Source organism: Flavobacterium sp. RSP15 (genome assembly GCF_003968755.1).
In the GTDB taxonomy this organism is placed as follows: domain Bacteria; phylum Bacteroidota; class Bacteroidia; order Flavobacteriales; family Flavobacteriaceae; genus Flavobacterium.
This window is the reverse complement of the sequence record NZ_RYDL01000014.1, coordinates 26,218-47,732: the sequence shown is the minus strand read 5'-3', so window position 1 is coordinate 47,732 and position 21,515 is coordinate 26,218. Positions and strand designations below refer to the sequence as shown.

Genomic DNA, 21,515 nt, shown 5'->3' with positions numbered 1-21,515 from the left:
CAATTAATAACTAATTATTATGAACAAATCAGAATTAATCGATGCTATCGCTGCTGATGCAGGAATTACAAAAGCTGCAGCAAAATTAGCTTTAGAGTCATTTTTAGGTAACGTAGGCGGAACTTTGAAAAAAGGTGGTAGAGTATCTTTAGTAGGTTTCGGATCATGGTCAGTATCTGCCAGAGCTGCAAGAGACGGTAGAAATCCTCAAACAGGAAAAACTATTCAAATCGCTGCTAAAAATGTAGTGAAATTTAAAGCTGGAGCAGAATTAGAAGGTGCAGTAAACTAATTTTTATCCTTCCTAAATATAACAAAACCTTCCATCTGGAAGGTTTTTTTATACGTTTCACCGATTTTATATGGCTCCCTTAAAATAAAAAACCTAAATTTAATAAAAAATCTAATCCGATGATAACAGATAAGATAAAAAAAGGATATTTGCTTATAGCAGAGCCTAAAATAATTGGGGATTTATCATTCAATAGATCGGTAATTTTATTAGCTGATTATAATGAAGAAGGATCTGTAGGTTTCATAATTAACAAACCTTTAAAGTACACTATCCACGATTTAATTCCGGAGATAGCGGCACGATTTAAGATTTATAATGGTGGTCCGGTAGAACAAGACAACTTGTATTTCATTCATAATATCCCTGAATTAATTCCAAATAGCATTGAAATATCTAACGGAATATATTGGGGTGGTGACTTTGAAGCAACTAAAGAGCTCATCAATAAAGGAGAGATAAGCAAAGACAATATCCGATTCTTTTTAGGTTATACCGGCTGGCATGAAAACCAACTAGAAAGCGAAATGGAAAGTCGCTCGTGGATTATAACGGCAAACAGCTATGAAAACAAAATAATTGGAACATCAGCCACTCATTTCTGGAAAGAACAGATTATGGAATTAGGCGGCGAATACCTCATCTGGTCTAATGCTCCAGAAAATCCATACCTAAATTAAGCATTTCGGACTATTTCGTTGAGTTTTTCTAATAATTGAGTCGATACGTGAGTTGTAAATACTTTTTTGCGGTATCGCGTTACGGGTTGAATCCCTTTTATTACGTTTGTTATAAATAATTCATCCGCTTTTTGCAGGTCAAACGGAGAGATCACTTCCTCGACAACCTCTAAAGTTTCTATTTTTTTAGCCAAACTTAAAATCTGTTTTCTCATAACGCCGTTTAAACACCCCTCAGAAACCGGCGGCGTAATCAATTTATCACCCATTAGCATAAAGATATTCCCTTGCAATGCTTCTACTACATTCTTGCTATCATTAAGTACTAAGCAATTGTCCAAGCCATTTTCATTAGCGAAAATACTTCCTGTTATATTAATAATTTTATTAGTCGTTTTGATCGACGATAGCAATTGTTTTGTGATATAGAAGTCTTTGTATAAATCTACTTCATATTCTTTCTTTTCAATTGAATACAAAGTATTCTCAAGCGCTATTGAATGAATCAAAAAAGAAACCGTATTATTTTGCGGCAAATAATACCCGCCATCGTTTCTATATACTGTAATTCTGGCTCGGGAGGAAAGAGAGAGACCCGTTTTTTTTACTAAAGAGAGAATTTGTTCCTCCAGGTATTCCATGGTGAAATTCATTGGGATTTCCATACGCACCACCCGCATAGAAGACATTAACCTGAAATAATGATCTTCTAGAAAAAGAATTGTATTATTTACTATTTTAACTGTTTCAAAAACACCGTCACCATATAGAAAAGCACGGTTTTGAAACAATACATTGGTGTCCTGAGACACAATAGTTCCATTAAAATTAATCATAAAAAAGCCCTAAATTTTATTCAAGGCAAATATAAGTCATAAAATATGATTTTACTATACAGATCCAATTAGATGTTTAAGATCCGATATTTGATTTTCCCACAATAGTGTGGCCTCGTTTACCTCGTCTTTTTCAGCAAAATCTACCACCATTAAAGAAACATCTTTAGTGAGTTCATCTACTAAAATATGCAATTCAAAAAAGTACTCCGTGTCTTTACTATTCTCGTCGACCCACTTGAATTTTACTTTCTCACCTGCTTTCTTAGAGGCAAGCCTTGCTTTTTCTTCGGAATCCTTCCAAATAAAAGTAAAAAATTCACCACGAGAGTTTACATTATCTGCAAACCATTCAGACAAACCTGATGGAGTAGAGATATACTGATACAATAATTGTGGAGAAGAATTTATGGGAAACTCGATTTCGTAACGTACTTTTTGATCCATGACCTACATTTAATTTTTCGGAAATATATAGAATATAACTACATAAAAAAAGTGTTTTTAAAAATATATTTTTTTATTAAAAATATAGTTGCATCCAATATTTTTATTTTTATATTTGCACCCGCATTCAGGGAAGGTTTTTCCCTAATTATGGCGAGATAGCTCAGTCGGTTAGAGCGCAGGATTCATAACCCTGAGGTCCCGAGTTCAAATCTCGGTCTCGCTACCAAAGCAAAAACCCTAACATCAATATGTTAGGGTTTTTTATTGGAAATATGTCCCGTCCTGAAATAGCGATACACAAAAAGTATCCTAATGGAAAAAGATGAAGAAACTCGCTATGTTAAGCGCACCCAAAAAGACTACACAATTTCTTTTAAATTACAAATTGTTCAAGAAATAGAACGAGGACAACTTACAAGTACAGAAGCTACAAAGAAGTATGGTATTCAATGTAGAAAGACGGTTGTACAATGGCTAAGAAAATTTGGTAACTTTGATTGGGAAAATCAAATACCTTTTAATATGACAAAGTCTCCAGAACAGAAGATAATGGAGCTTGAAGCCAAAGTAAAACTTCTAGAGAAACAGAAGTCATTTTTGGAACAACAAGCTTTTGTTGCCGATAAAAAAGCTATCATTTTTGATATGATGATCGATATCGCTGAAGAAGAATATAAAATTGATATACGAAAAAACTCTCCCCCCGGACAATCGACCATTTTAGACAAAAAGAACAGCAAACAATAATGTTCGCCTGTAATTTGTTCGGGATAGACAGACAGGTTTATTATCGAAGAATTAAAAGAAAAACCATCAAAGAAGCCAAAGCTATTGAAGTGGTTTCGATGGTTCTTGAAATCAGAAAGAGCATGCCAAGATTAGGAACAAAAAAGTCTTATCATATTTTATTAAATAAGTTTCAATTAATGAATATTGGAAGGGATAAACTATTTGATATTCTTAGAGCTAATCATTTATTGATACAACCCAAACGGAGTTATCATATAACTACAAACTCTCATCATCGATTTAGAAAACACCAAAATTATATTCTTGATTTAGAAATTAACAGACCCGAACAAGTCTGGGTCTCCGACATAACCTACATTGGAAAAAGAGACAAGCCACGTTATTTAAGCATTGTTACAGATGCTTATTCTAAGAAGATAATGGGATATTATGTGGCAGACAATATGAATACAGAGAGTAGTGTTATGGCTCTAAAAATGGCGATAAGACAAAGAAAAAACAAAGAAATGCCGTTAATTCATCACTCAGATAGAGGATTGCAATATTGTGCTAATGATTACCAAAGTGTTTTGAGTAAAAATGGAATACTTCCAAGTATGACACAAAATTCTGATCCATATGAAAATGCTGTAGCTGAAAGAATAAATGGTATATTAAAACAAGAATTCATGATTGATAAATACAATCTAGAATTAAGTGTTATCAAACGAATTGTCAAAGAATCAATTAATATTTACAATACGCAACGACCACATTATTCAAATTATATGCTGACTCCAGATCAAATGCACTTACAAAATCAAATTAAAATGAGAACTTATAAAACAAAAAACAGCAGTAAACTTTTGCTTACTACTGTTTAATAATTGTAATTTTATTTTTTATTAATCATGTATCGTTTTTTTAGGACTAGACAATAAATTCAAAAAACATCGCCCTCTGATTACTCCAGTGCGCACCGAAGTGCCGAATTTTATGAATTGAGCTGATATAATTCTTTAAGTATGATACAGACACGGCATACATGCAATGTAGTTTTCATGTGTACCTTTTCTGTTTAGTCAAATATCTTAATTTCCAAAGTCCCGTTTGCGATCACAGATGAAAGTTTAGGATCTAAGTACTTTTTCAAAACTTCATAAGAAGAATGCGGTGATACCATTTTAGTTTCGCCTTCCATTACTCTTTCCATTCAAGTAAAATAGGTTTTCCGAAAAATTTTCAAACGATACACTTTATTAATTCCGGTGCTTTTCCAATAGAGTGTTCATGATATAGACGAGAGGTTATATTCCCGTTTACGGTAAACTAATTTCCGTTAACGGGATTCTTGTTTACTGTATGAAAATTATACAATAAAACCATTAATCCTTGTCAACGGTAGAAAAAAACGTTAACGCAAAGATGTGCTTTACATCAAAGTGATTTATGAACTTTCTTGTTTATAGGATAAATTTCAAATATCACTGAAAGTGGGTATTGTAAAATCATTGGGAATCTCCTTTATTTACATTTCCGCAATCAAAGCATTCTATTTTGATTTAAAATAAATGTAACGAAACTTTAAATAAAAAAATTTCACCCAAATGTGGAAAACCGTAAAGAAAGAATTGTTTTTGGATGTAGGTTTGAAAAAGTTTAAAAACAACTCACTAAAACAGAAATTGAAGTTAATAGACTAGTAAAAATTGATCCTGCCATCATCAACCTTATTAGAACTTTTGATTTACTGGATAGTGATGATAATGAGATTGGAAATATTGATTGATATTTAGTCAACGCTTACACTTCTATTTCCCAAATTACAGTTCCTAAACGCTCTCTTATGACCTAACACAAATATTAGTTGATGAACGGTCTAATTTTAAAGCATAACATCTTATAATTCATCAAGTGAAATCTTGGATACCAACAGCTTATTCTTGGATAGGTGAGACTAATATTAACAGCTATTTTCATGAATTTTATTACCTAATTAATCGTTCTCAAAACAAAGACACAATCTTTAATAATTAAATCAAAAGGATGTGAAATCAGAGAATATTACTCATCAAGAAATACTATGTGATTAAATACCGACCTCAATAAACTTATACCACGAGAGCAGATGTAGAGATCTATTTAAATTTGGAACAATAAAAAAAAAGGCATTCAGCCCTAAATTAGAAGACAATTGAAGAGTTCTAGAAACAGAAAAATAATTTTAAAAATGTTGTTTAACTAATACTGCAGGTTTAATTTTATATACATAATGTTTATATAACTTAGGAATACTCTTAGTCATTTACTTTTACTATTATTATCAAAAATCAGTAAAGAATGCAACGTCCCAATAATGAGTATTACAAATCCTTTAATTTTTATTGTTATTTAAAAACCAATCTACAAAATGAAAGAAGTATTGAAAATATTGAAAGTGTAATAGAAAAACATACTTATGTTTACCAACCACCTTATGACGAAGGATTTATTTACGAGATAGTTTCAGGAGCTGTAAAATTAGGAAGTTATTCTGAACAAGGAGAGGAGTTTGTTTACGATATTCTGCACAAAGGTGATTTTTTTGGAAATCTAAGATATCTGAACATGCAGTTCTTTGAATTTTCAAAAACCTTGATAGACACTAAAATAAGAAAATATGAAATTTCTTTTTTTAAAAAAACGATAAGCAACGACCCTTATCTATCGGATTGGTTTTTATCCTATCTTACAAAGCGTTGGTGTATTTCAGAAATGAAAATGGGAAATATTACGGGAAATAAAATTGAAGACAGAATTTCATTTGTAAGGAAGTTTTTCAATATTGAAGTTCATGATGCAAAGGGAGAGCAATTTTTACTTTTCAAGCTATTGACTCAAAAAGATGTGGGTGACCTTTCTGGGGCCACCCGACAAACTATTTCAACCATACTTAAGAAAAAATCAATTTGAAGCTTTGAGAATTCCTGGAAATAGGACTCCATCTTCTGTTTTAAAGTTTAAATCTAGTAATTCACTCACTAATGGAGCTATATCTTCCAGTCCCATTTTTGACACTTCTTTTCCGGAAGAAATTCCAGCACCCCAAGCTACAAAACCAGTTTCTATTTGCTTGAAATCAGGAAAATAACCATGCGTACCGCCACTTCTTGCAGTGATAACTTTACCCTTAGTAGAAGCTGACATAGTTACACCAGGTATCGGAGCAAGTGCGAGAATAGCATTAGGATCTGCTCCGATGGCATCTAGTTCTGGTCTTTCTACAATGCGAAATAGTTTTTTATAGGAGTTTGGTAAGGAATGCAATTTTTTTCGAATTTTGTCTAAGGTCACTTTATCTTTTTTATCTTTTAACATTAAAAAAGCAGCTGCGCCTGAAGTATGAAATTTTGCTTTCCAGAGTGTCGTGTTTTCTTGCAATAAACCGTCTTCTTTTAGCCATATATTTGGACTTATAGCGGAGTGTATATCAACAAATCCATGATCACCAACGATTATAAAAGTAGTTTCTTCACTAATTTTAGCTCTTTCAGCGGCCTCTTTAATCTTACCAATGGCGCGATCTATTGCTGCAATTGAAGTAAAGACTTTTTCACCATTCCTGCCTTGTTCGTGCTGAAAATGATCTGTTGCAATTAAATGAATGGTCATTAAATTGGGTTTGTACTTTTCAAGTAAATAGGCACCCATTTCCCCTGTACGATCTTCACGGTTTAAATAGTCACCATTAAAGGTAATGGTATCCATTTTTCCTAAAACAGCAAGCTCCATTTCTTTTAAGAGTCCTTTGGGTGTTTCATTATCTTCCATGGGCTTTATTCTCCCATAACTACTATCTAAAGTCCAAACTTCTGGAATGTTATAATCTATTGGCGCACCCACAGAAACAGGCCATATAAGACTTGCACTTGTTTTTCCGGATTTTCGTACGGCATCCCAAAGGGTTTCGGTTTTAATTAAATTGCTTTCCCAATACCAACGTCCTGTTTGTCCTTCTGGTTCAAAAGGGCTATTATAATAAATACCATGAGTCGCTGGATAAGCACCTGTAATTATGGTCGTATGGGAAGGGTAGGTTACGGACGGGAACACACTTCGCACCCCTAATGCATAAGTACCCTCTTTTACCATACTTTTAAGATTGGGTGCTGGCCACTTTTCTTCAAGGTAAAATTCTGGTCGGAAACCATCAATAGAAATTAAAACAACATATTTCGACATTGCTTTATCTTGTGCTTTAACGGCGAAATTAAGTTGTGTAACTAGAAGTAATAAAAGAATTTTTTTCATTTTTAAAGTATTTATTTTATAATTGATAATTTTAACGAATTGTAACATCATATTCATGGCTTGATATAAAAAGAACTGGGCTTGATTTGCCCAAGTTATTTTTAAAAAACGCTTAATTAAAAAGAGTATCGTACTCCTAATTGCAAACGCCAGGGAGTACCATTGATGGGTTCAGCTGCCACACCTGTGTTAACGTTGTACTGGTAGCTATTAGTTGCCTGGTCAAAACCAGTTGTATTCATTAAATTTGTTGTTCTGCCGAAATTATTATTTCTTCCCCATTCTTTATTTACCAGGTTCATAAAGTTGAAAACGTCAGCCGATAATTCTAAAGCTTGTTTGGTCTTTGGAATTTTAAAACTTTTTAGAAGTCTTAAATCTACTAGGGCTCTAAAAGGGTTCTTTCCGCCGTTACGCTCTGCAAAAGAACCAAAGCTTTCTCTCAAATACTTTTTAAATCCATCTGGAGTTTCTGGGTTATTTAATATTTCGTTGTAGCCATCAATAATGTTTTGAGGAGTATTAGGGTTGTTGGGATCAAAAACATAGGCAATTTCATTGCTTAAATTAAAGTCGCCATTCGTACTTCTGTTACCTCCAGATTGAAAAGAATATCGTGAACCTCCATCTCCAATGATAGTGGCACCTAAAGTAAACCCTTTCCAAGTAGGTGAGGCACCGTTAACAACCAATTTAGTATCAAAGTGATTATCTGAAAACCCATAATTAAGGTCTCTTGGATCTCCAGAGACTGGAAGAAAAGTAGATGTATTTCCCACACAACAATTATAGGATGAATTATCTTTACTGGTGTTTACTGTGAAGCTAGCATTTACATAACCATCTTTTCCAATTCTTGCAGTTCCTTCCAAAACGAAAGCTAGATTGTCCAAGACTCCATCAGAAGTTAATACTAAAGTTCTTCCTACTTGATCCGAAATTCTAGAGTTGATCCAGTCCGCTCTACCGTTTGAAGGAATAGTATTCGCTGGCACAAAAACCTCTCTTCCTTCATTAGACGTCAGAAAAAATGGCTCAGGAACTAAATTTGCTTCTTGGTAAACATAATTATTAGTAGTATGACTAACAATTGCATTTAATCCTAAGCTGTACCGATCTCCAAAAAAGTGAGTGTAATTAATATTTGCTTTATAAATTGTTGGCACATTAAAATCAGGGCTTACTGCATTTATCGTTGAAAATGGCGTTACTCCTGCTGGTACACCTGGTGCTGTGCTGGGATCATTTCTATACGATGGGAAATTTGGCACAGGCACGTTTGTACCAGTAACATCTATAGCACCTAACAAAGTACCGCTGTTTTGAATATTATTTACTTGCGCATAATAGTGTGGTTGTGCACTAAAAACACCTCCACCAAGTCTGAAAACATCTTTATTTTCACCCTTTACATTCCATGTCAACTGAAACCTTGGTTGAATATTATTGAAATCTTCTGGTTTTTGATCCGTTCGTATTCCTAGTTCCTCAAACACCAAAGGGTTGAATTCTGCGGAATCTAGAAAAGCCGTTGCATCATAGCGAACTCCAGCACTAAAATTCAAATTCGGATTAATATCAAACTCTACTTGAGCAAAAAGCGATAGATCTAATACCGTTTGTTTTACTAATGAGGACCCTTTTAGTGGAACTTCTCTTGCGTATCTCGAGGGATTTAAATTTTCAAAATCATCTAACGAATCGAAGAAAAACCGACCATTTTGCTCGTTAGATAATTGCGTTTCTAGATAGGTAACTAAATTATCTGTTCCAAAAGTAAAATTATATTTACCAGCGCTAACATAGGTGGTGTTTGCAAATTGGAGTTGCTTTTCCAGATTTGTTTCTGGGGAATAACGCTGACCACCTAATTGTACACTTAAATTTCTATTGTTTCCATTTGGTAAAACGGATTGTACTTGCACTATTGCTCTTGGTATATTTTGTGATGGTAGTTCTGAACTTGGTCCAAAAATACGTTCTGAACGTTGATACTGAACTTTAAGCTCGTTGGTTACACTAGGAGAAAACATAGAGCGTAAGGATAGAAAAGTGCTATTCTCTTGAGAATTAAAATTAGAAAATGATTCTGCAACTTCAATATTTGAGTCATCACTAACGCTAAAAGGATTGTCCCATTTGTTGTAAAGATTTCTAAGTGTTAATCTGTGTTTATCATTAATCTGCCAGTCTAACTTTAAGAATAAGTTGTTTGCTTCAGTAACTCTATCAAATTGCCCTATTTGCTGAGAATTACTTAAGCCATAACTGTCTCTTCCTATTTGTAAAAAACGATCTAAATTTGCCTGCGAAATTCCTAAACGGTTGGCATCGTCATCATTCTGGATATTTGCTATAAATTGCGGATCACCGGCATCTTGTCGTTCATATACCATGAAAAAGTGTAATTTATCTTTTACAATTGGTCCACCCAGACTAAAGCCGTACTGGGAATTGTAGAAGTCTGCATTCCTTTCTTGTCCTTGTATCGTAAATTTACTTTGGAGTGCATCTGCCCTATGATAGAAAAAAGCACTACCACTAAATTCATTAGTTCCCGATTTCGTTACTGAGGTAATAGAACCCCCACCTTGGCGACCTTGTGCAACGTCATAATCATTTGTGGACACTTCAAATTCTCTAATTGCTTCTTGAGAAATGGTATACGGGCCGCCACCAATTTCGCCTGCTGTTAAGGTATTTCTAAAATTAACCCCGTCGATTGTCACATTTGTAGAGGTACGTCTTTGCCCGCCCAAATTAATATCTCCTCCTCCTTGTAATGGAGATAAACTAGTTAACCTTGTGAAGTTTCTACCTTCTGTGGGTAGGTTTTTAATCTGCCCGGCTCCAATTTTTGTTGAAGATCCAATTTGTTGTATTCTTTTAGACAAATTGTTTGAGGATATCACAACTTCATCTAGAGTAGTCGTCGACTCTTGTAAAATGAAATCTACCGTTAAAACGTCACTTAAATTTAAGGTAAAACCTTCCTGAGTTCTCTCCTGATAGACAAAATATTGAGCTATGACCGTATAAGGTCCACCAAGGGGAAGTTGCTGTATTTTGTAACTTCCTTCTTCATTACTAATAGATCCAGTAGTAAATCCGGTAGCATTATTCTTAACAATAATCGTTGCGCCAATTAAAGGCTCGCCATTTAAATCTTTCACAGTTCCCTTAATAGAGGCATTGGTAGCTTGACCGTAAGAGAAAAGCATACCGAAGCAAATTGCCAAGAAGGTAAGACCAAATTTAATTTTTTGTCGGTGATTTTTGTTGTTTAAAAAGTTTTTTGTTTTCATATTTTTAATTTATTGAGCGAAACTATTTTAATATCAATTGAAACACATGTTAAGTTTTAACATGAACCAACATCTTAACTTTGACTTTCATATTTTTTAATACTGTCATCCGAAAGTCTAAAATAAAAAATGTCTGAGAATCCCATATTTTTGTTTTTGCAAAATAAATAATGGTCCTATTCAGACGCAGCAAATACACCAAAAAACCTGTGATTCGACGAATTATTGACTTGGGACCCTGCTGGATGCTTGAATCTTGTGCCAAACAACACAAAAGCTATACAGGGTGCAGTAAGTAAAAGACTTATGATCAATTTGTAGACCTAACTTACGGACAGCTAAATAAATGCTATACTTTGGAAGATATTCACGCTGTAATAGGGGTCAGCGAGACCTTTATTAAGGGTTTATGATAACTGTGAAGGGAATAAAATATTTAGTTTTACATATTAAAAACACTCATGTAAAAGTCTAGAATCCAAAATTTTCAACGAATTAAATAAAATCCATAATAAGTAAATTAACATTCATTAATTTTCATTAATTTAACTTAAACTTTTACTATCAATCGTGCACGAATTTGTACACGATTACTTAATTTTATAGCTCTGCAACAGTATATAACTTGGTGTTTAATTGATAAAAACATCAAATTCATAACCTTGAGGTCCCGATTTCAAATCTCGGTCTCGCTACCAAAGCAAAACCCTAACATCAATATGTTAGGGTTTTTTATTGTTTATCCAGTAGACCCCTAAGACTTCAACTATAGGAATGATGTTTTATGCTCCGAAAACAAATAAAAAACAAAAACTTTTTTGGACGCTAACCAGAGCAACATCCGGAATTACACGCTATAAACTACTGATTTTTATATTGGAGTACCTGAATTTATAAAACCCGTTCACTTGAATGTTTATAATTATTACCGTTCCAACTGTTATTTTATGTTTCTTTCCAAAAATAAACGGTACTTTAGGGTCACTTTTCTAAGCATATACACCCAACAATAAAGTCACATCTATAAAGAAAGATATCATTTAGCACTAATAAACATGAATAAAATACAATTAGGATGGATAGGCCTTGGCAACATGGGAAATCCAATGGTTATGAACCTACTCAAAGCCGGTTTTGAAGTATCCGTTTTCAATCGTACCAAAGAGAAAGAAGCACCGTTACTGGCCTCAGGAGCAAAATCAGCAAGCAGTTTGCACGAACTACTGCAAACATGCGACGTAGTTTTGACGATGCTGTCCAACGACGCGGCGGTAAAAGAAGTTTTTGAAGGACCAACAGGTTTATTATCTGAAGCACATCCTGGCAAAACCATCATCAATATGAGTACGGTTGCTCCAGAAACCTCGCGTTATTTAAACACCATTTGCAACCAACATCAGGTACATTTTATAGATGCTCCCGTTTCTGGCAGTGTGAAACCAGCACAAGACGGAACGTTAGTCATTCTTGTGGGGGCTTCGGCTGAAGATTTCGAAATAGCCAAACCCATATTTGAGGTTTTGGGTAAAATTGCGATTCACGTAGGGGAACCTGGCGTAGCAAGTTCTGCTAAATTAGCCATCAATTACCTATTAGGATTAAATCTTCAAGGAGTAGCCGAAACGGTTTTATTTGCCGAGAAAAACGGCGTAAGCAAAGAAGACATGCTCAACATCATCAATCAAGGTGCTTGCGGCAATGGAATTACGAATATTAAAACACCTTCCATTCTGAACGATTCCTATCCTGCTGCATTTGCGTTGAAACATCTAGTCAAAGATTTAAGACTTGCCAAAGAAGCCGGACTCAATTCTCCGTTGATTCATCCTTTGTACGACAGTTATGCCGCAGCAGAGCAAGAAGGATTAGGCGATTTAGATGTGATGGCAATTATCAGTAGTTTAAAAAGTAAATCATTTTAAAACAGTAGTAAACTCAGCGAATAAATCATTGTGTTTAACTGGTTTAAATATTAACCAAGAAAAGCTACACCCATAAAGATGTAGCTTTTATTATTTAATTGTAAAAATGATATTACTTAATCTTCATCGGAGGCAAGTCGAATGCAGCTGATTCATGTTCAAAACCATTGCGGTGAGAACCATCACAAAAAGGCTTGTTTACCGATAGTCCGCAACGGCAAAGACCCAACGCCGTTCTTCCCTCTAATCCGTATGTTTTTCCTTCGCAGTCTGTTATTTCAAAATCGCCTTCTATTTTTATAGAACCATTGCGATTGATTGTTAATTTTGTCTTGCTCATAATGCAGTTTGATTTTTTTTGAGGCCAAAGATTGCAAAATATATGCTAACGGAGTACAAATTATCTCTCTTTTCTCAACCAAAAGACTAATTTACATTAGTTCTATATTATAAAAATCTAAGGTCCAATACGTGCTAACTGAAAGGTATAAAAATCGTTTTACTGCTACACAAACAGCATTTGGTTAGTATAACTCGCTCTCTGTCCATACCCATTCAATATTAAATTATACCTATCCTGTTATAATTAGCATCATGCCGGGATTTACACTGCTTTCATACATCATACAACAGACTTTAAGGCAACTATAATGTTGATTTCCTTATTGTCAACACACTAAAAAACAATACCGTCAAAGCAATTGAGAATAAAATTCCTACTGTGTTAGAAATACTGATATCTAATCCAAAACCGATAGTAGGATCATAACAAAGGTAAGAACCAATGACAGAGCTGATGAAAAAAGCAGGCACTAGAGCTACCATATAGTTAGTTTTTCTTTGGTACAAATACACCGCACCAATCCATAGAGCAATCCCTGCAGTTACTTGATTGGCCCAAGAAAAATACCTCCACAACAATTCAAAATCCATTTTGGTTAAAATAAAGGAGATTACAAAAAGTGGAGTAGCAACCATAAAACGGTTTTTTAACAGCTTTTGATCAATTTTGAAATAATCAGCAATAATCATTCTTGCGGCTCTAAACGATGTATCACCGGAAGTAATTGGTAAAACAATCACCCCTAAAACTGCGATTGTCCCAGCAATAGTCCCTAAGAACGTTACCGAAATTTTATTTACAACAGCAGCTGGACCACCGTTTTCAAGCAACAAACTAAGATCGTTTCCATGAAACAAACTCATTGCAGCTGCTGCCCAAATCATTGCAATAACCGCCTCAACAATCATCATTCCGTAGAAAATTTTTCTACCGTCTTTTTCGTTGTTTATCGTTCTAGAAATTATAGGGGACTGCGTGGCATGAAATCCGGATAAAGCACCACAGGATATAGTCAAAAATATTACCGGATAGTAGGGAATTCCTTTTGGATGCAGATTTTCTAAGGTTAGTTCAGGGATTGGATTCCCAAACATAAACATCCCGATACAAATACCCAAGGCACTTATCAATAGCAAAAACCCTAAAACCGGATATATCTTACCGATCACTTTATCAATAGGCAAAACGGTCGCAATAATATAGTACAGGAAGATTAAGAACACAATAATCAGATAAATGTCTGCATCATTTCCCACTAATTCATTAATCATTTTGGCAGGTGCCGAAACAAATACGGTACCAACTAAAACCAATAAAAGAAGGGCAAAAAAGTTAACAACGTGACTAAAATACTTGCCCAAAAACCGAGACGCTAATTCCGGTAAATGTGCACCACCGTACCGCATAGAAATCATTCCCGTCAAGTAATCATGCACACCCCCTGCAAAAATAGATCCTAAAACGATCCAGATAAAAGCTGATGGTCCATATAGAGCTCCTAAAATAGGCCCAAAAATAGGCCCCACTCCCGCAATATTTAATATTTGTATGAATGAGTTTTTGTTACTACTCATGGGAACAAAATCGACCCCATCAGTAAGTTCATTTGCCGGCGTCGTTTTGTTCTCGTCGATCTTGAAATTTCTCTCTACAAATTTACCGTAGATGATGTAACCAAAAATCAATAAAAAAATTGCAATAATAAAAGTAATCATAGTTTACATAGTTTAGATCTTTTAAATATATGACATCAAACTTGGTATCCAAGGTAAGGCACCAATAATTTAGATTTTTTTAACTAAAACAAACCTATTTACATACTTATTCAGCTTTTTTTACGAAAAATGCAATTATAACGGCTCTTATTACGCTTTTATAAGAATAGCTTAATGATTTTATTCAAAAGAGAAATAAGGCCTTTCCATATCCTACATATATCCCTACTATTTCACAAAATTAAAATCCACTTGCCTCTCTTTGTACGAATTGATGTGGTGTGCCAATTTACAAAACCCCGAGGGGGATACTTATTGTTCTATTTTTACAACAATCTTCATTACAGCAGAACCCAGACAAAAATCGTGTGTAATATAGTTTAGCTGGCAGACTTTGGCCAATCTGTATTTTTGTTCGAACCCATATATAAAAATACTTTTGAATTCAAAACTCATTTGAGTACCGCTTCACACATACACTTGGCTCATAGCTCATGAATTCACTGAACCAATCTATTATAATAAAAACTAAAAACAGCATTGTTTCAATCTAAATTGTACATTTGTTGCATTCGGAGTACCTTTTGAGGTGTTCCGATTGTTTACATTCCGGAACCGTACTATGCACCACTTGATTCCTTTGATAAATAATAGTAAAGTTCAATTCTAAATTCTATTTTAAACGCATGAGTATCTTAAAAAAAATAAATGCATATCGAAGAATTGCAACACAAGGTCTAACCAAAAATATTGGCAATTCACAAAAGAATCAAAAAATTGATTGGACTCAAAAAATAGAGATCAAAAGGGTTTTAATTTCCAGACCCAACCACAGATTGGGAAATCTGTTGCTCATTACCCCACTTGTTCAAGATGTAATAGCTACTTTTCCGGACTGCAAGATTGATTTGTTTGTAAAAGGTGGTTTAGCACCAATTGTATTTGAAAAATATACCAATATCGATACCGTAATTGCACTTCCCAAAAAACCATTCAAAAATCTTGTTGAATATTTTAAGGTTTGGATACGAATTAAAAAACAAAAATATGACATTGTCATCAATGTGGATAAAAATTCCTCTTCGGGACGATTATCCGCTCAATTTGCAGATGCCAAATATAAATTTTTTGGAGCTCTTGACAAAGACATATCGTTAAATTATATTGATTACGAGCATATTGCAAAATATCCGATATATGAATTCAGAAACTTTTTGACCACTCTGGGATTCGCGGAAAACAAAAATTCAGTACCACCGCTAGATCTTAAATTGAGTCTTGCTGAACATGCTGAAGGTCAAAAAATAGTCCAAGAACTAGTCAAAAATGACAAAGAGACGATTTGCATCTTTACCTATGCAACAGATGACAAATGCTATTCCGAAACCTGGTGGGAAGAATGCTATGAAAGATTAAAAACAGAATACCAAGAGTATAACATCATTGAGGTTTTGCCAGTTGAGAATATTTCCCAAATAGGTTTTAAAGCAACTACATTTTACAGTAAAGACATTCGAGAAATTGCCTCCGTAATTGCAAATACCAAACTTTTTATTGGTGCTGATAGTGGGATCATGCATTTAGCCAGTTCAGCACTAACACCAACAGTTGGACTTTTTTCACGAGAAAATCAAAACAAATATGCGCCTTTTGGCACTAGCAGTACTGCCGTAAATACGAATACCAGCAGCACACAGGAATTAATCAACGTGATAAATAGTATCTTGTTTAAACCAAATTATTCCACAAAATCAAAATTATGAAACGATTACTTCAAGATGTATCAATTGAATATAAAACGGCCTGATTCCCTTTTTTGAAGCCATCGCAGGCAGTAAACTTAGTCTACTTTGTGGACAGTCACCTAAAACTAAAACCGCTTAATTCTATTTAACACTATGAAAACCACATTTTTAACCACACTATTATTCGCTATTACCTGTACATCAAGTATTTATGCGCAAAACACTAATTCCTTTTCCCTGAAATTAGATCATATTGCCCTTTCCGTAAAAGACCTAGACCGATCGGTTGATTTCTACAAGAATATTTTACATCTTTCAGAAATCACAAACCTTACAAAAAAAGAAGGCATTCGTTGGGTTTCTTTAGGTGACGGAAAAGAATTACATCTCGTATCTACGATTAAAGAACCTGTAAAAATCAATAAAGCAGTCCACTTAGCCTTTAAATCAGCCAACTTTGACGCATTGATTTCGGCATTAAAAACCCTAAACATTACCTATTCAGATTGGCCGGGCACACTTGATAAAATTACTGTTCGAGCTGATGGTATCAAACAAATCTACATTCAGGATCCTGATGGATATTGGATTGAAATAAATAGTGAAGCACTTCCTAAATAATTAATCCCTGAAAATAGCAAAGCCTTTTCAGGTAGTTGAAAAGGCTTTGCTATTTTATAATTTATTTTAAAAAGCGCTTTACTGCAACACTCGATTTATTTGAGTAAAGTTTTTTTCATAATATTTTTCTTTTGTAGAGGAAATGATAACACCACTGCTCACTGAGGCGTGAATGAATTTTATCTCTCCTTCACAAACTTCTACAACCATCCCTACATGATTAATTTGGCGCCTTCCATTTGTCTTAAAGAAAATCAAATCCCCTTTTTTAGCTTCTTCCGTATTAATCTTTGTTCCAAAACTGGATTGAGCTATTGATGTTCTTGGCAACTTAATATCAAATGCCTCAAAAGTAGTACACATCAAGCCAGAACAGTCAAACCCAGATTTTGTGGTTCCGCCCATGCGATATCTGGTTCCTATATTTTCGGAGGCATGCTCAATCAATTGATCCAGAAAATCATGATTAAAAACAGGCTTGGTAAACGGGTGTAATTCCGGTTTAGTTTCACCAATAGTACTTTCAGAAGCACTTAATTCAGTCTTGTTTTTTGATGGCTCAATTAAACCCAGAAAATTTAATTTATATCCAACAGGGAGTTTTCTTTTGATACCAGGATTTTGTTTTTCTAATTCCTTAACAGAAATGCCGTACTGCTTTGCTATGGAATATTTAGTTTCTTTGGGCATCACTTCCCGCACAATTACTTGTGAATCTATTTTTTCTATCTCTTTAGTTGAAGAGATAGCGGTTGCTTCATTTTTAAGTTCCAAAGGTACTGCCGTTGCTGTTTCAGGCAAAACAGAATCAGTGGAAATACTGGTTTTCGGAGCGTTTTTTTGTAACTTAACCTCTTGCTGAAACACTGCTGCTATTTGATTAACCGACACTGGCGCTCCAGGAATATTAATCTTCTGTCCAACCTGAAGTGGTTTAACGCCTATTGCAGGATTGGCTTTGTCTAATTCACCAATGGTGATTCCGTACTGTTTTGCAATGGAATATTTGGTTTCTTTTGATAAAACTTCCCGTATCAAAATTTCAGAAATTTGTTTATTAGTTGCTTCAGTGTCTAGGACTATTTCCGGTGTAAAAGTTGCTTTTTTAGATGGAGAAACAACCACTTTTGAGGTTGTAACTGCGGTTCCCGGAATGGTGATTTTTTGTCCTATTTGGAGTCCTTTAGCTTCTAGTTCAGGATTGGATTGGTTTAATTCTGCCAGAGATATTCCGTATTCCTTTGCAATTCCGTATGGAGTTTGTTTAGCGAGTACTTCGTGCTCTTTAGTAGCATATTTTAAGGGAGTATTCGTTTTTGTAGTGGTTTTTTTCAGACCTATAATTGGAATTAACAATACTGAATTAAGCTTTAAAAGATTCTTAGCTTTAGGATTTAGTTTGTAAATGGCGCTTTGTTTCACTTCATAGCGCTCAGCAATACTCGATATTGTTTCCCCTTTTACGATGGTATGTTTTATAATTTTTTCCTGTGAAAAAAGAACTATACTATTAAATAAAAAAAACGCTACAATTACTCTTACACTCATACTCTTCTCTTTCAAATTACTTATCCTATGTATTCCTCAGAAGCGATTTCGGGATATAATTATTAAATTTCGCTTTGGTTTATTTGCTTGTATTTTTTCTATTTATAAAAAAGGGTAAAAAAATACCTTTTTTATAAAAAAAACCTGATTCTGTGTTTGTAAAATTTTGAATGATCTTATTCTAATTCACCGCAAGAACTCAAAAAGGAATCTTACAATACTATGGTACTACTGATCTAAAAAACAAGCCCCTTAATGGAGTGCGAATCAGTATTACTAGCCGAAAAAAATCGATGAATTTTATTTTACAAAAAAGCTAATATAAGTCTTATAACTTAAGGACTTCTCTTTTTTTTAACTTTTAACGTCCAAAAAGAACATTTCATACCTTTTTTGTAATTTTTTAATATTTTTTTGAGTAAAATCTATTCTTTATTCAAAATAATAACACTGTTAGTTTGTCATAGCCCAGATGGAAGTGTAAAGCCTTTTGAAGTGAAATTACACTTTTTTCAGATAAAAAGAGCGACCAAAGGAAGCTCCTTTTTATCGTTAAAAAAAGAAATTTTACGAAAAAGCTTGAAACGGAGAGCAGGAAATAGCTCCAAAAAAAACTCCCAAGTTTCCTTGAGAGTTTTGAAATAAATTATTTGAATGCTTATGCTTTTCCGGCAGCAGCAATCAAGTTTAATGCTGAACCAGCAACGAACCAACCAATTTGTCCTGCGTTGTACGTGTGGTTTGCCAAGATAATATCTTTAGTTCCATCAGCGTGAACAAATTCTAATGTTAATGGTTTTCCCGGAGCAAAATCAACTAAATCTGTGAAGTTGATAGTATCATCTTCCTGGATTTTTTCATAATCCGCTTCGTTTGCAAATGTCAATCCTAAAAGACCTTGTTTTTTAAGGTTTGTTTCATGGATACGAGCAAATGATTTTACCAATACAGCTTTCACACCTAAGAAACGCGGCTCCATAGCGGCATGTTCGCGAGAAGATCCTTCTCCATAGTTGTGATCGCCCACAACAATCGAAGGAACACCGGCTGCTTTGTAAGCACGCGCTACAGCCGGAACTGCATCGTAAGTACCAGTCAACTGATTTTTAACGGTATTGGGTTTTTGGTTGAATGCATTGATGGCACCAATCAACATATTATTAGAGATGTTATCTAAATGCCCACGGAAACGCAACCATGGCCCAGCCATAGAAATGTGATCTGTAGTACATTTTCCGAAAGCTTTGATCAATAATTTAGCCCCTGTAATATTTTTTCCATCCCAAGGCAAAAACGGAGCTAACAATTGCAAGCGCTCTGAAGTTTCACTCACAGAAACCTGAACTCCTGAACCATCAACAGCTGGCGCTTGAAAACCTGGATCTTCCGCATCAAAGCCTTTTGGAGGTAATTCATTTCCTGTTGGCGCATCCAGCATTACTTCTTCCCCATTTTCATTAATTAAGGTATCCGTCAATGGGTTGAAACCCAGATCTCCGGCAATAGCCAAAGCGGTTACCAATTCAGGAGAGCCCACGAATGCCAAAGTGTTTGGATTTCCATCGGCACGTTTGGAGAAGTTACGGTTGAAAGAGTGAACAATTGTGTTGCGCTCTTCTTTTTCAGCTCCTTCTCTATCCCACATTCCGATACACGGTCCGCAAGCGTTCGCAAAAACTGTTGCTCCCATTTTATCGAAAATATCGATAAATCCGTCACGTTCTATGGTATAACGCACTACTTCAGATCCTGGAGTAATGGTAAATTCAGATTTTATTTTTAAATTTTTATCTGTAACTTGTTTTGCCAATGAAGCAGCACGAGCGATATCTTCGTAAGAAGAGTTGGTACAAGAACCTATCAAACCTACTTCAATTTTCAAAGGCCAGTTATTTTTTATGGCTTCCTCTTTCATTTTAGAAATTGGAGTAGCTAAATCAGGGGTATAAGGACCGTTTAAATGGGGTTCTAATTCGTCTAAGTTGATTTCGATTACTTGGTCAAAATACAATTCTGGATTTGCATAAACTTCAGCATCACCTGTTAAGTACGGTGCAATTTTATCCGCTGCATCTGCTACATCAGCTCTATTAGTAGAACGCAAATAACGCCCCATGGAAGCGTCATAACCAAATGTAGAAGTAGTAGCACCAATTTCGGCACCCATATTACAGATCGTTCCTTTTCCAGTACAAGACATAGAAGTTGCTCCTTCGCCAAAATACTCCACGATAGCACCTGTCCCACCTTTTACAGTAAGAATACCGGCTACTTTAAGGATTACGTCTTTTGGCGCTGTCCAACCGGAAAGTTTTCCAGTTAATTTTACTCCAATTAATTTAGGAAATTTTAATTCCCAAGCCATTCCTGACATCACATCAACCGCATCAGCACCTCCAACACCAATGGCTACCATTCCTAAACCGCCTGCATTAACAGTATGAGAATCAGTACCGATCATCATTCCGCCTGGAAATGCATAATTTTCAAGTACTACCTGGTGAATAATTCCGGCTCCTGGTTTCCAGAAACCAATTCCGTATTTATTAGATACTGAAGAAAGAAATTCAAACACTTCATTACTTTGTGTTTTTGCTCTGGCCAAATCAGTTACTGCATCCACTTTTGCCTGGATCAAGTGATCACAATGCACTGTTGTAGGAACCGCTACTTTAGTTTTACCGGCATGCATGAACTGCAATAATGCCATTTGAGCTGTTGCATCCTGACAGGCCACTCTGTCTGGAGCAAAATCAACATAATCAGCTCCTCGGGTAAAAGCTTGTGAAGGCATTCCATCCCACAGGTGATTGTACAATATTTTCTCCGTTAATGTAAGCGGATGGCCAACTATTTCGCGTGCTTTATCAACACGAGTAGTCATGTTGTCGTACACTTTTTTAATCATTTCAATATCAAAAGCCATATCTAATTATTTTCTGTTATTATATTTTAGAACCACAAGGTACAAAAAAAATGAAGACCTATATAAATAAAAAAAGCCTAAGTCTGTCGAAAGACCCAAGCTTTTTAAATTAT

General features: G+C 34.9%; 17 protein-coding genes, 1 tRNA gene and 1 pseudogene. 10 read left to right on the top strand and 9 right to left on the bottom strand.

Annotation, left to right across the window (positions count from 1 at the left end; genetic code table 11):
- The first annotated feature begins 19 nt into the window (after positions 1 to 19).
- The gene (locus tag EKM00_RS12765; protein ID WP_073017033.1) at positions 20 to 292 is read left to right on the top strand and encodes an HU family DNA-binding protein; all 273 of its coding nucleotides are present in this window, start codon (positions 20 to 22) and stop codon (positions 290 to 292) included.
- Positions 293 to 411: 119 nt separating this feature from the next.
- Entirely contained in the window at positions 412 to 972 is a 561-nt protein-coding gene (locus EKM00_RS12760; protein WP_126454436.1) for a YqgE/AlgH family protein, read from the top strand.
- Here EKM00_RS12760 and EKM00_RS12755 read toward each other — a convergent pair.
- Positions 969 to 1,808, bottom strand: a complete 840-nt coding sequence (locus EKM00_RS12755) for an aminotransferase class IV (protein ID WP_126454438.1) — start codon at positions 1,806 to 1,808, stop codon at positions 969 to 971. The two genes, EKM00_RS12760 and EKM00_RS12755, sit on opposite strands and share 4 nt — an antisense overlap.
- Positions 1,809 to 1,862: 54 nt before the next feature.
- On the bottom strand, positions 1,863 to 2,255 hold the full coding sequence (locus EKM00_RS12750) for an START-like domain-containing protein (protein ID WP_126454440.1): 393 nt from the start codon (positions 2,253 to 2,255) through the stop codon (positions 1,863 to 1,865).
- Positions 2,256 to 2,407: 152 nt separating this feature from the next.
- Here EKM00_RS12750 and EKM00_RS12745 point away from each other — a divergent pair.
- The 3 genes from EKM00_RS12745 to EKM00_RS12740 all read left to right on the top strand — a co-directional run bounded on the left by EKM00_RS12745 (position 2,408) and on the right by EKM00_RS12740 (position 3,871).
- Positions 2,408 to 2,484 (top strand) — tRNA-Met (locus tag EKM00_RS12745).
- 86 nt (positions 2,485 to 2,570) lie between these two features.
- A complete protein-coding gene (locus EKM00_RS14820; protein ID WP_199734699.1) occupies positions 2,571 to 3,005 on the top strand; it encodes a helix-turn-helix domain-containing protein in 435 nt (144 codons plus the stop codon).
- Positions 3,005 to 3,871, top strand: coding sequence for an IS3 family transposase (locus tag EKM00_RS12740; protein WP_199734697.1), 867 nt, complete (start codon positions 3,005 to 3,007; stop codon positions 3,869 to 3,871). The genes EKM00_RS14820 and EKM00_RS12740 overlap by 1 nt, the downstream gene beginning before the upstream one ends.
- 194 nt (positions 3,872 to 4,065) lie before the next feature.
- Here the strand turns inward: EKM00_RS12740 and EKM00_RS15105 are convergent, their stop codons facing one another.
- A complete protein-coding gene (locus tag EKM00_RS15105) occupies positions 4,066 to 4,200 on the bottom strand; it encodes a hypothetical protein (RefSeq protein WP_255416650.1) in 135 nt (44 codons plus the stop codon).
- 632 nt (positions 4,201 to 4,832) lie between these two features.
- Between EKM00_RS15105 and EKM00_RS14815 the strand changes: the two are divergent.
- Both EKM00_RS14815 and EKM00_RS12730 read left to right on the top strand, forming a co-directional pair.
- Positions 4,833 to 5,080, top strand: a pseudogene (locus EKM00_RS14815) (IS1595 family transposase); the annotation flags it as partial.
- Positions 5,081 to 5,327: 247 nt separating this feature from the next.
- On the top strand, positions 5,328 to 5,939 hold the full coding sequence (locus EKM00_RS12730; protein ID WP_126463158.1) for a Crp/Fnr family transcriptional regulator: 612 nt from the start codon (positions 5,328 to 5,330) through the stop codon (positions 5,937 to 5,939).
- Here the strand turns inward: EKM00_RS12730 and EKM00_RS12725 are convergent.
- Together EKM00_RS12725 and EKM00_RS12720 are read right to left on the bottom strand one after the other, a co-directional pair.
- The gene (locus EKM00_RS12725; RefSeq protein ID WP_126516442.1) at positions 5,931 to 7,277 is read right to left on the bottom strand and encodes an alkaline phosphatase family protein; all 1,347 of its coding nucleotides are present in this window, start codon (positions 7,275 to 7,277) and stop codon (positions 5,931 to 5,933) included. The genes EKM00_RS12730 and EKM00_RS12725 overlap by 9 nt on opposite strands.
- Positions 7,278 to 7,393: 116 nt before the next feature.
- The gene (locus EKM00_RS12720) at positions 7,394 to 10,582 is read right to left on the bottom strand and encodes a TonB-dependent receptor (protein WP_126516441.1); all 3,189 of its coding nucleotides are present in this window, start codon (positions 10,580 to 10,582) and stop codon (positions 7,394 to 7,396) included.
- Between the two features lie 1,055 nt (positions 10,583 to 11,637).
- Here EKM00_RS12720 and EKM00_RS12715 point away from each other — a divergent pair.
- The gene (locus tag EKM00_RS12715; RefSeq protein WP_126516440.1) at positions 11,638 to 12,504 is read left to right on the top strand and encodes an NAD(P)-dependent oxidoreductase; all 867 of its coding nucleotides are present in this window, start codon (positions 11,638 to 11,640) and stop codon (positions 12,502 to 12,504) included.
- A 112-nt stretch (positions 12,505 to 12,616) separates the two neighbouring features.
- On the opposite strand, the gene EKM00_RS12710 is transcribed toward EKM00_RS12715, so the two are convergent.
- Positions 12,617 to 12,844 carry a CDGSH iron-sulfur domain-containing protein gene (locus EKM00_RS12710; RefSeq protein WP_126454454.1) on the bottom strand — a complete coding sequence of 76 codons (228 nt, stop codon included), beginning with the start codon at positions 12,842 to 12,844 and terminating at the stop codon, positions 12,617 to 12,619.
- Between the two features lie 305 nt (positions 12,845 to 13,149).
- Positions 13,150 to 14,562, bottom strand: a complete 1,413-nt coding sequence (locus EKM00_RS12705; RefSeq protein WP_126516439.1) for a carbon starvation CstA family protein — start codon at positions 14,560 to 14,562, stop codon at positions 13,150 to 13,152.
- Positions 14,563 to 15,248: 686 nt separating this feature from the next.
- Between EKM00_RS12705 and EKM00_RS12700 the strand changes: the two genes are divergently transcribed.
- Both EKM00_RS12700 and EKM00_RS12695 read left to right on the top strand, forming a co-directional pair.
- Complete coding sequence (locus EKM00_RS12700; protein WP_126516438.1) at positions 15,249 to 16,325, top strand: glycosyltransferase family 9 protein; 1,077 nt, start codon at positions 15,249 to 15,251, stop codon at positions 16,323 to 16,325.
- A gap of 135 nt (positions 16,326 to 16,460) precedes the next feature.
- Positions 16,461 to 16,928 carry a VOC family protein gene (locus EKM00_RS12695; protein ID WP_126516437.1) on the top strand — a complete coding sequence of 156 codons (468 nt, stop codon included), beginning with the start codon at positions 16,461 to 16,463 and terminating at the stop codon, positions 16,926 to 16,928.
- A gap of 78 nt (positions 16,929 to 17,006) precedes the next feature.
- Here the strand turns inward: EKM00_RS12695 and EKM00_RS12690 are convergent, their stop codons facing one another.
- Together EKM00_RS12690 and EKM00_RS12685 are read right to left on the bottom strand one after the other, a co-directional pair.
- Entirely contained in the window at positions 17,007 to 18,476 is a 1,470-nt protein-coding gene (locus EKM00_RS12690; RefSeq protein ID WP_126516436.1) for a peptidoglycan endopeptidase, read from the bottom strand.
- Between the two features lie 658 nt (positions 18,477 to 19,134).
- Entirely contained in the window at positions 19,135 to 21,402 is a 2,268-nt protein-coding gene (locus tag EKM00_RS12685) for an aconitate hydratase (RefSeq protein ID WP_126516435.1), read from the bottom strand.
- Positions 21,403 to 21,515 lie beyond the last annotated feature (113 nt).

Coding starts and splice junctions, on each gene's coding strand:
- EKM00_RS12690 (WP_126516436.1), bottom strand. CDS start 18,476: ATGAGTGTAAGAGTAATTGTAGCGTTTTTTTTATTTAATAGTATAGTT.
- EKM00_RS12760 (WP_126454436.1), top strand. CDS start 412: ATGATAACAGATAAGATAAAAAAAGGATATTTGCTTATAGCAGAGCCT.
- EKM00_RS12725 (WP_126516442.1), bottom strand. CDS start 7,277: ATGAAAAAAATTCTTTTATTACTTCTAGTTACACAACTTAATTTCGCC.
- EKM00_RS12765 (WP_073017033.1), top strand. CDS start 20: ATGAACAAATCAGAATTAATCGATGCTATCGCTGCTGATGCAGGAATT.
- EKM00_RS12740 (WP_199734697.1), top strand. CDS start 3,005: ATGTTCGCCTGTAATTTGTTCGGGATAGACAGACAGGTTTATTATCGA.
- EKM00_RS12685 (WP_126516435.1), bottom strand. CDS start 21,402: ATGGCTTTTGATATTGAAATGATTAAAAAAGTGTACGACAACATGACT.
- EKM00_RS15105 (WP_255416650.1), bottom strand. CDS start 4,200: ATGGAAAGAGTAATGGAAGGCGAAACTAAAATGGTATCACCGCATTCT.
- EKM00_RS12715 (WP_126516440.1), top strand. CDS start 11,638: ATGAATAAAATACAATTAGGATGGATAGGCCTTGGCAACATGGGAAAT.
- EKM00_RS12720 (WP_126516441.1), bottom strand. CDS start 10,582: ATGAAAACAAAAAACTTTTTAAACAACAAAAATCACCGACAAAAAATT.
- EKM00_RS12730 (WP_126463158.1), top strand. CDS start 5,328: ATGCAACGTCCCAATAATGAGTATTACAAATCCTTTAATTTTTATTGT.
- EKM00_RS12695 (WP_126516437.1), top strand. CDS start 16,461: ATGAAAACCACATTTTTAACCACACTATTATTCGCTATTACCTGTACA.
- EKM00_RS12705 (WP_126516439.1), bottom strand. CDS start 14,562: ATGATTACTTTTATTATTGCAATTTTTTTATTGATTTTTGGTTACATC.
- EKM00_RS14820 (WP_199734699.1), top strand. CDS start 2,571: ATGGAAAAAGATGAAGAAACTCGCTATGTTAAGCGCACCCAAAAAGAC.
- EKM00_RS12700 (WP_126516438.1), top strand. CDS start 15,249: ATGAGTATCTTAAAAAAAATAAATGCATATCGAAGAATTGCAACACAA.
- EKM00_RS12755 (WP_126454438.1), bottom strand. CDS start 1,808: ATGATTAATTTTAATGGAACTATTGTGTCTCAGGACACCAATGTATTG.
- EKM00_RS12710 (WP_126454454.1), bottom strand. CDS start 12,844: ATGAGCAAGACAAAATTAACAATCAATCGCAATGGTTCTATAAAAATA.
- EKM00_RS12750 (WP_126454440.1), bottom strand. CDS start 2,255: ATGGATCAAAAAGTACGTTACGAAATCGAGTTTCCCATAAATTCTTCT.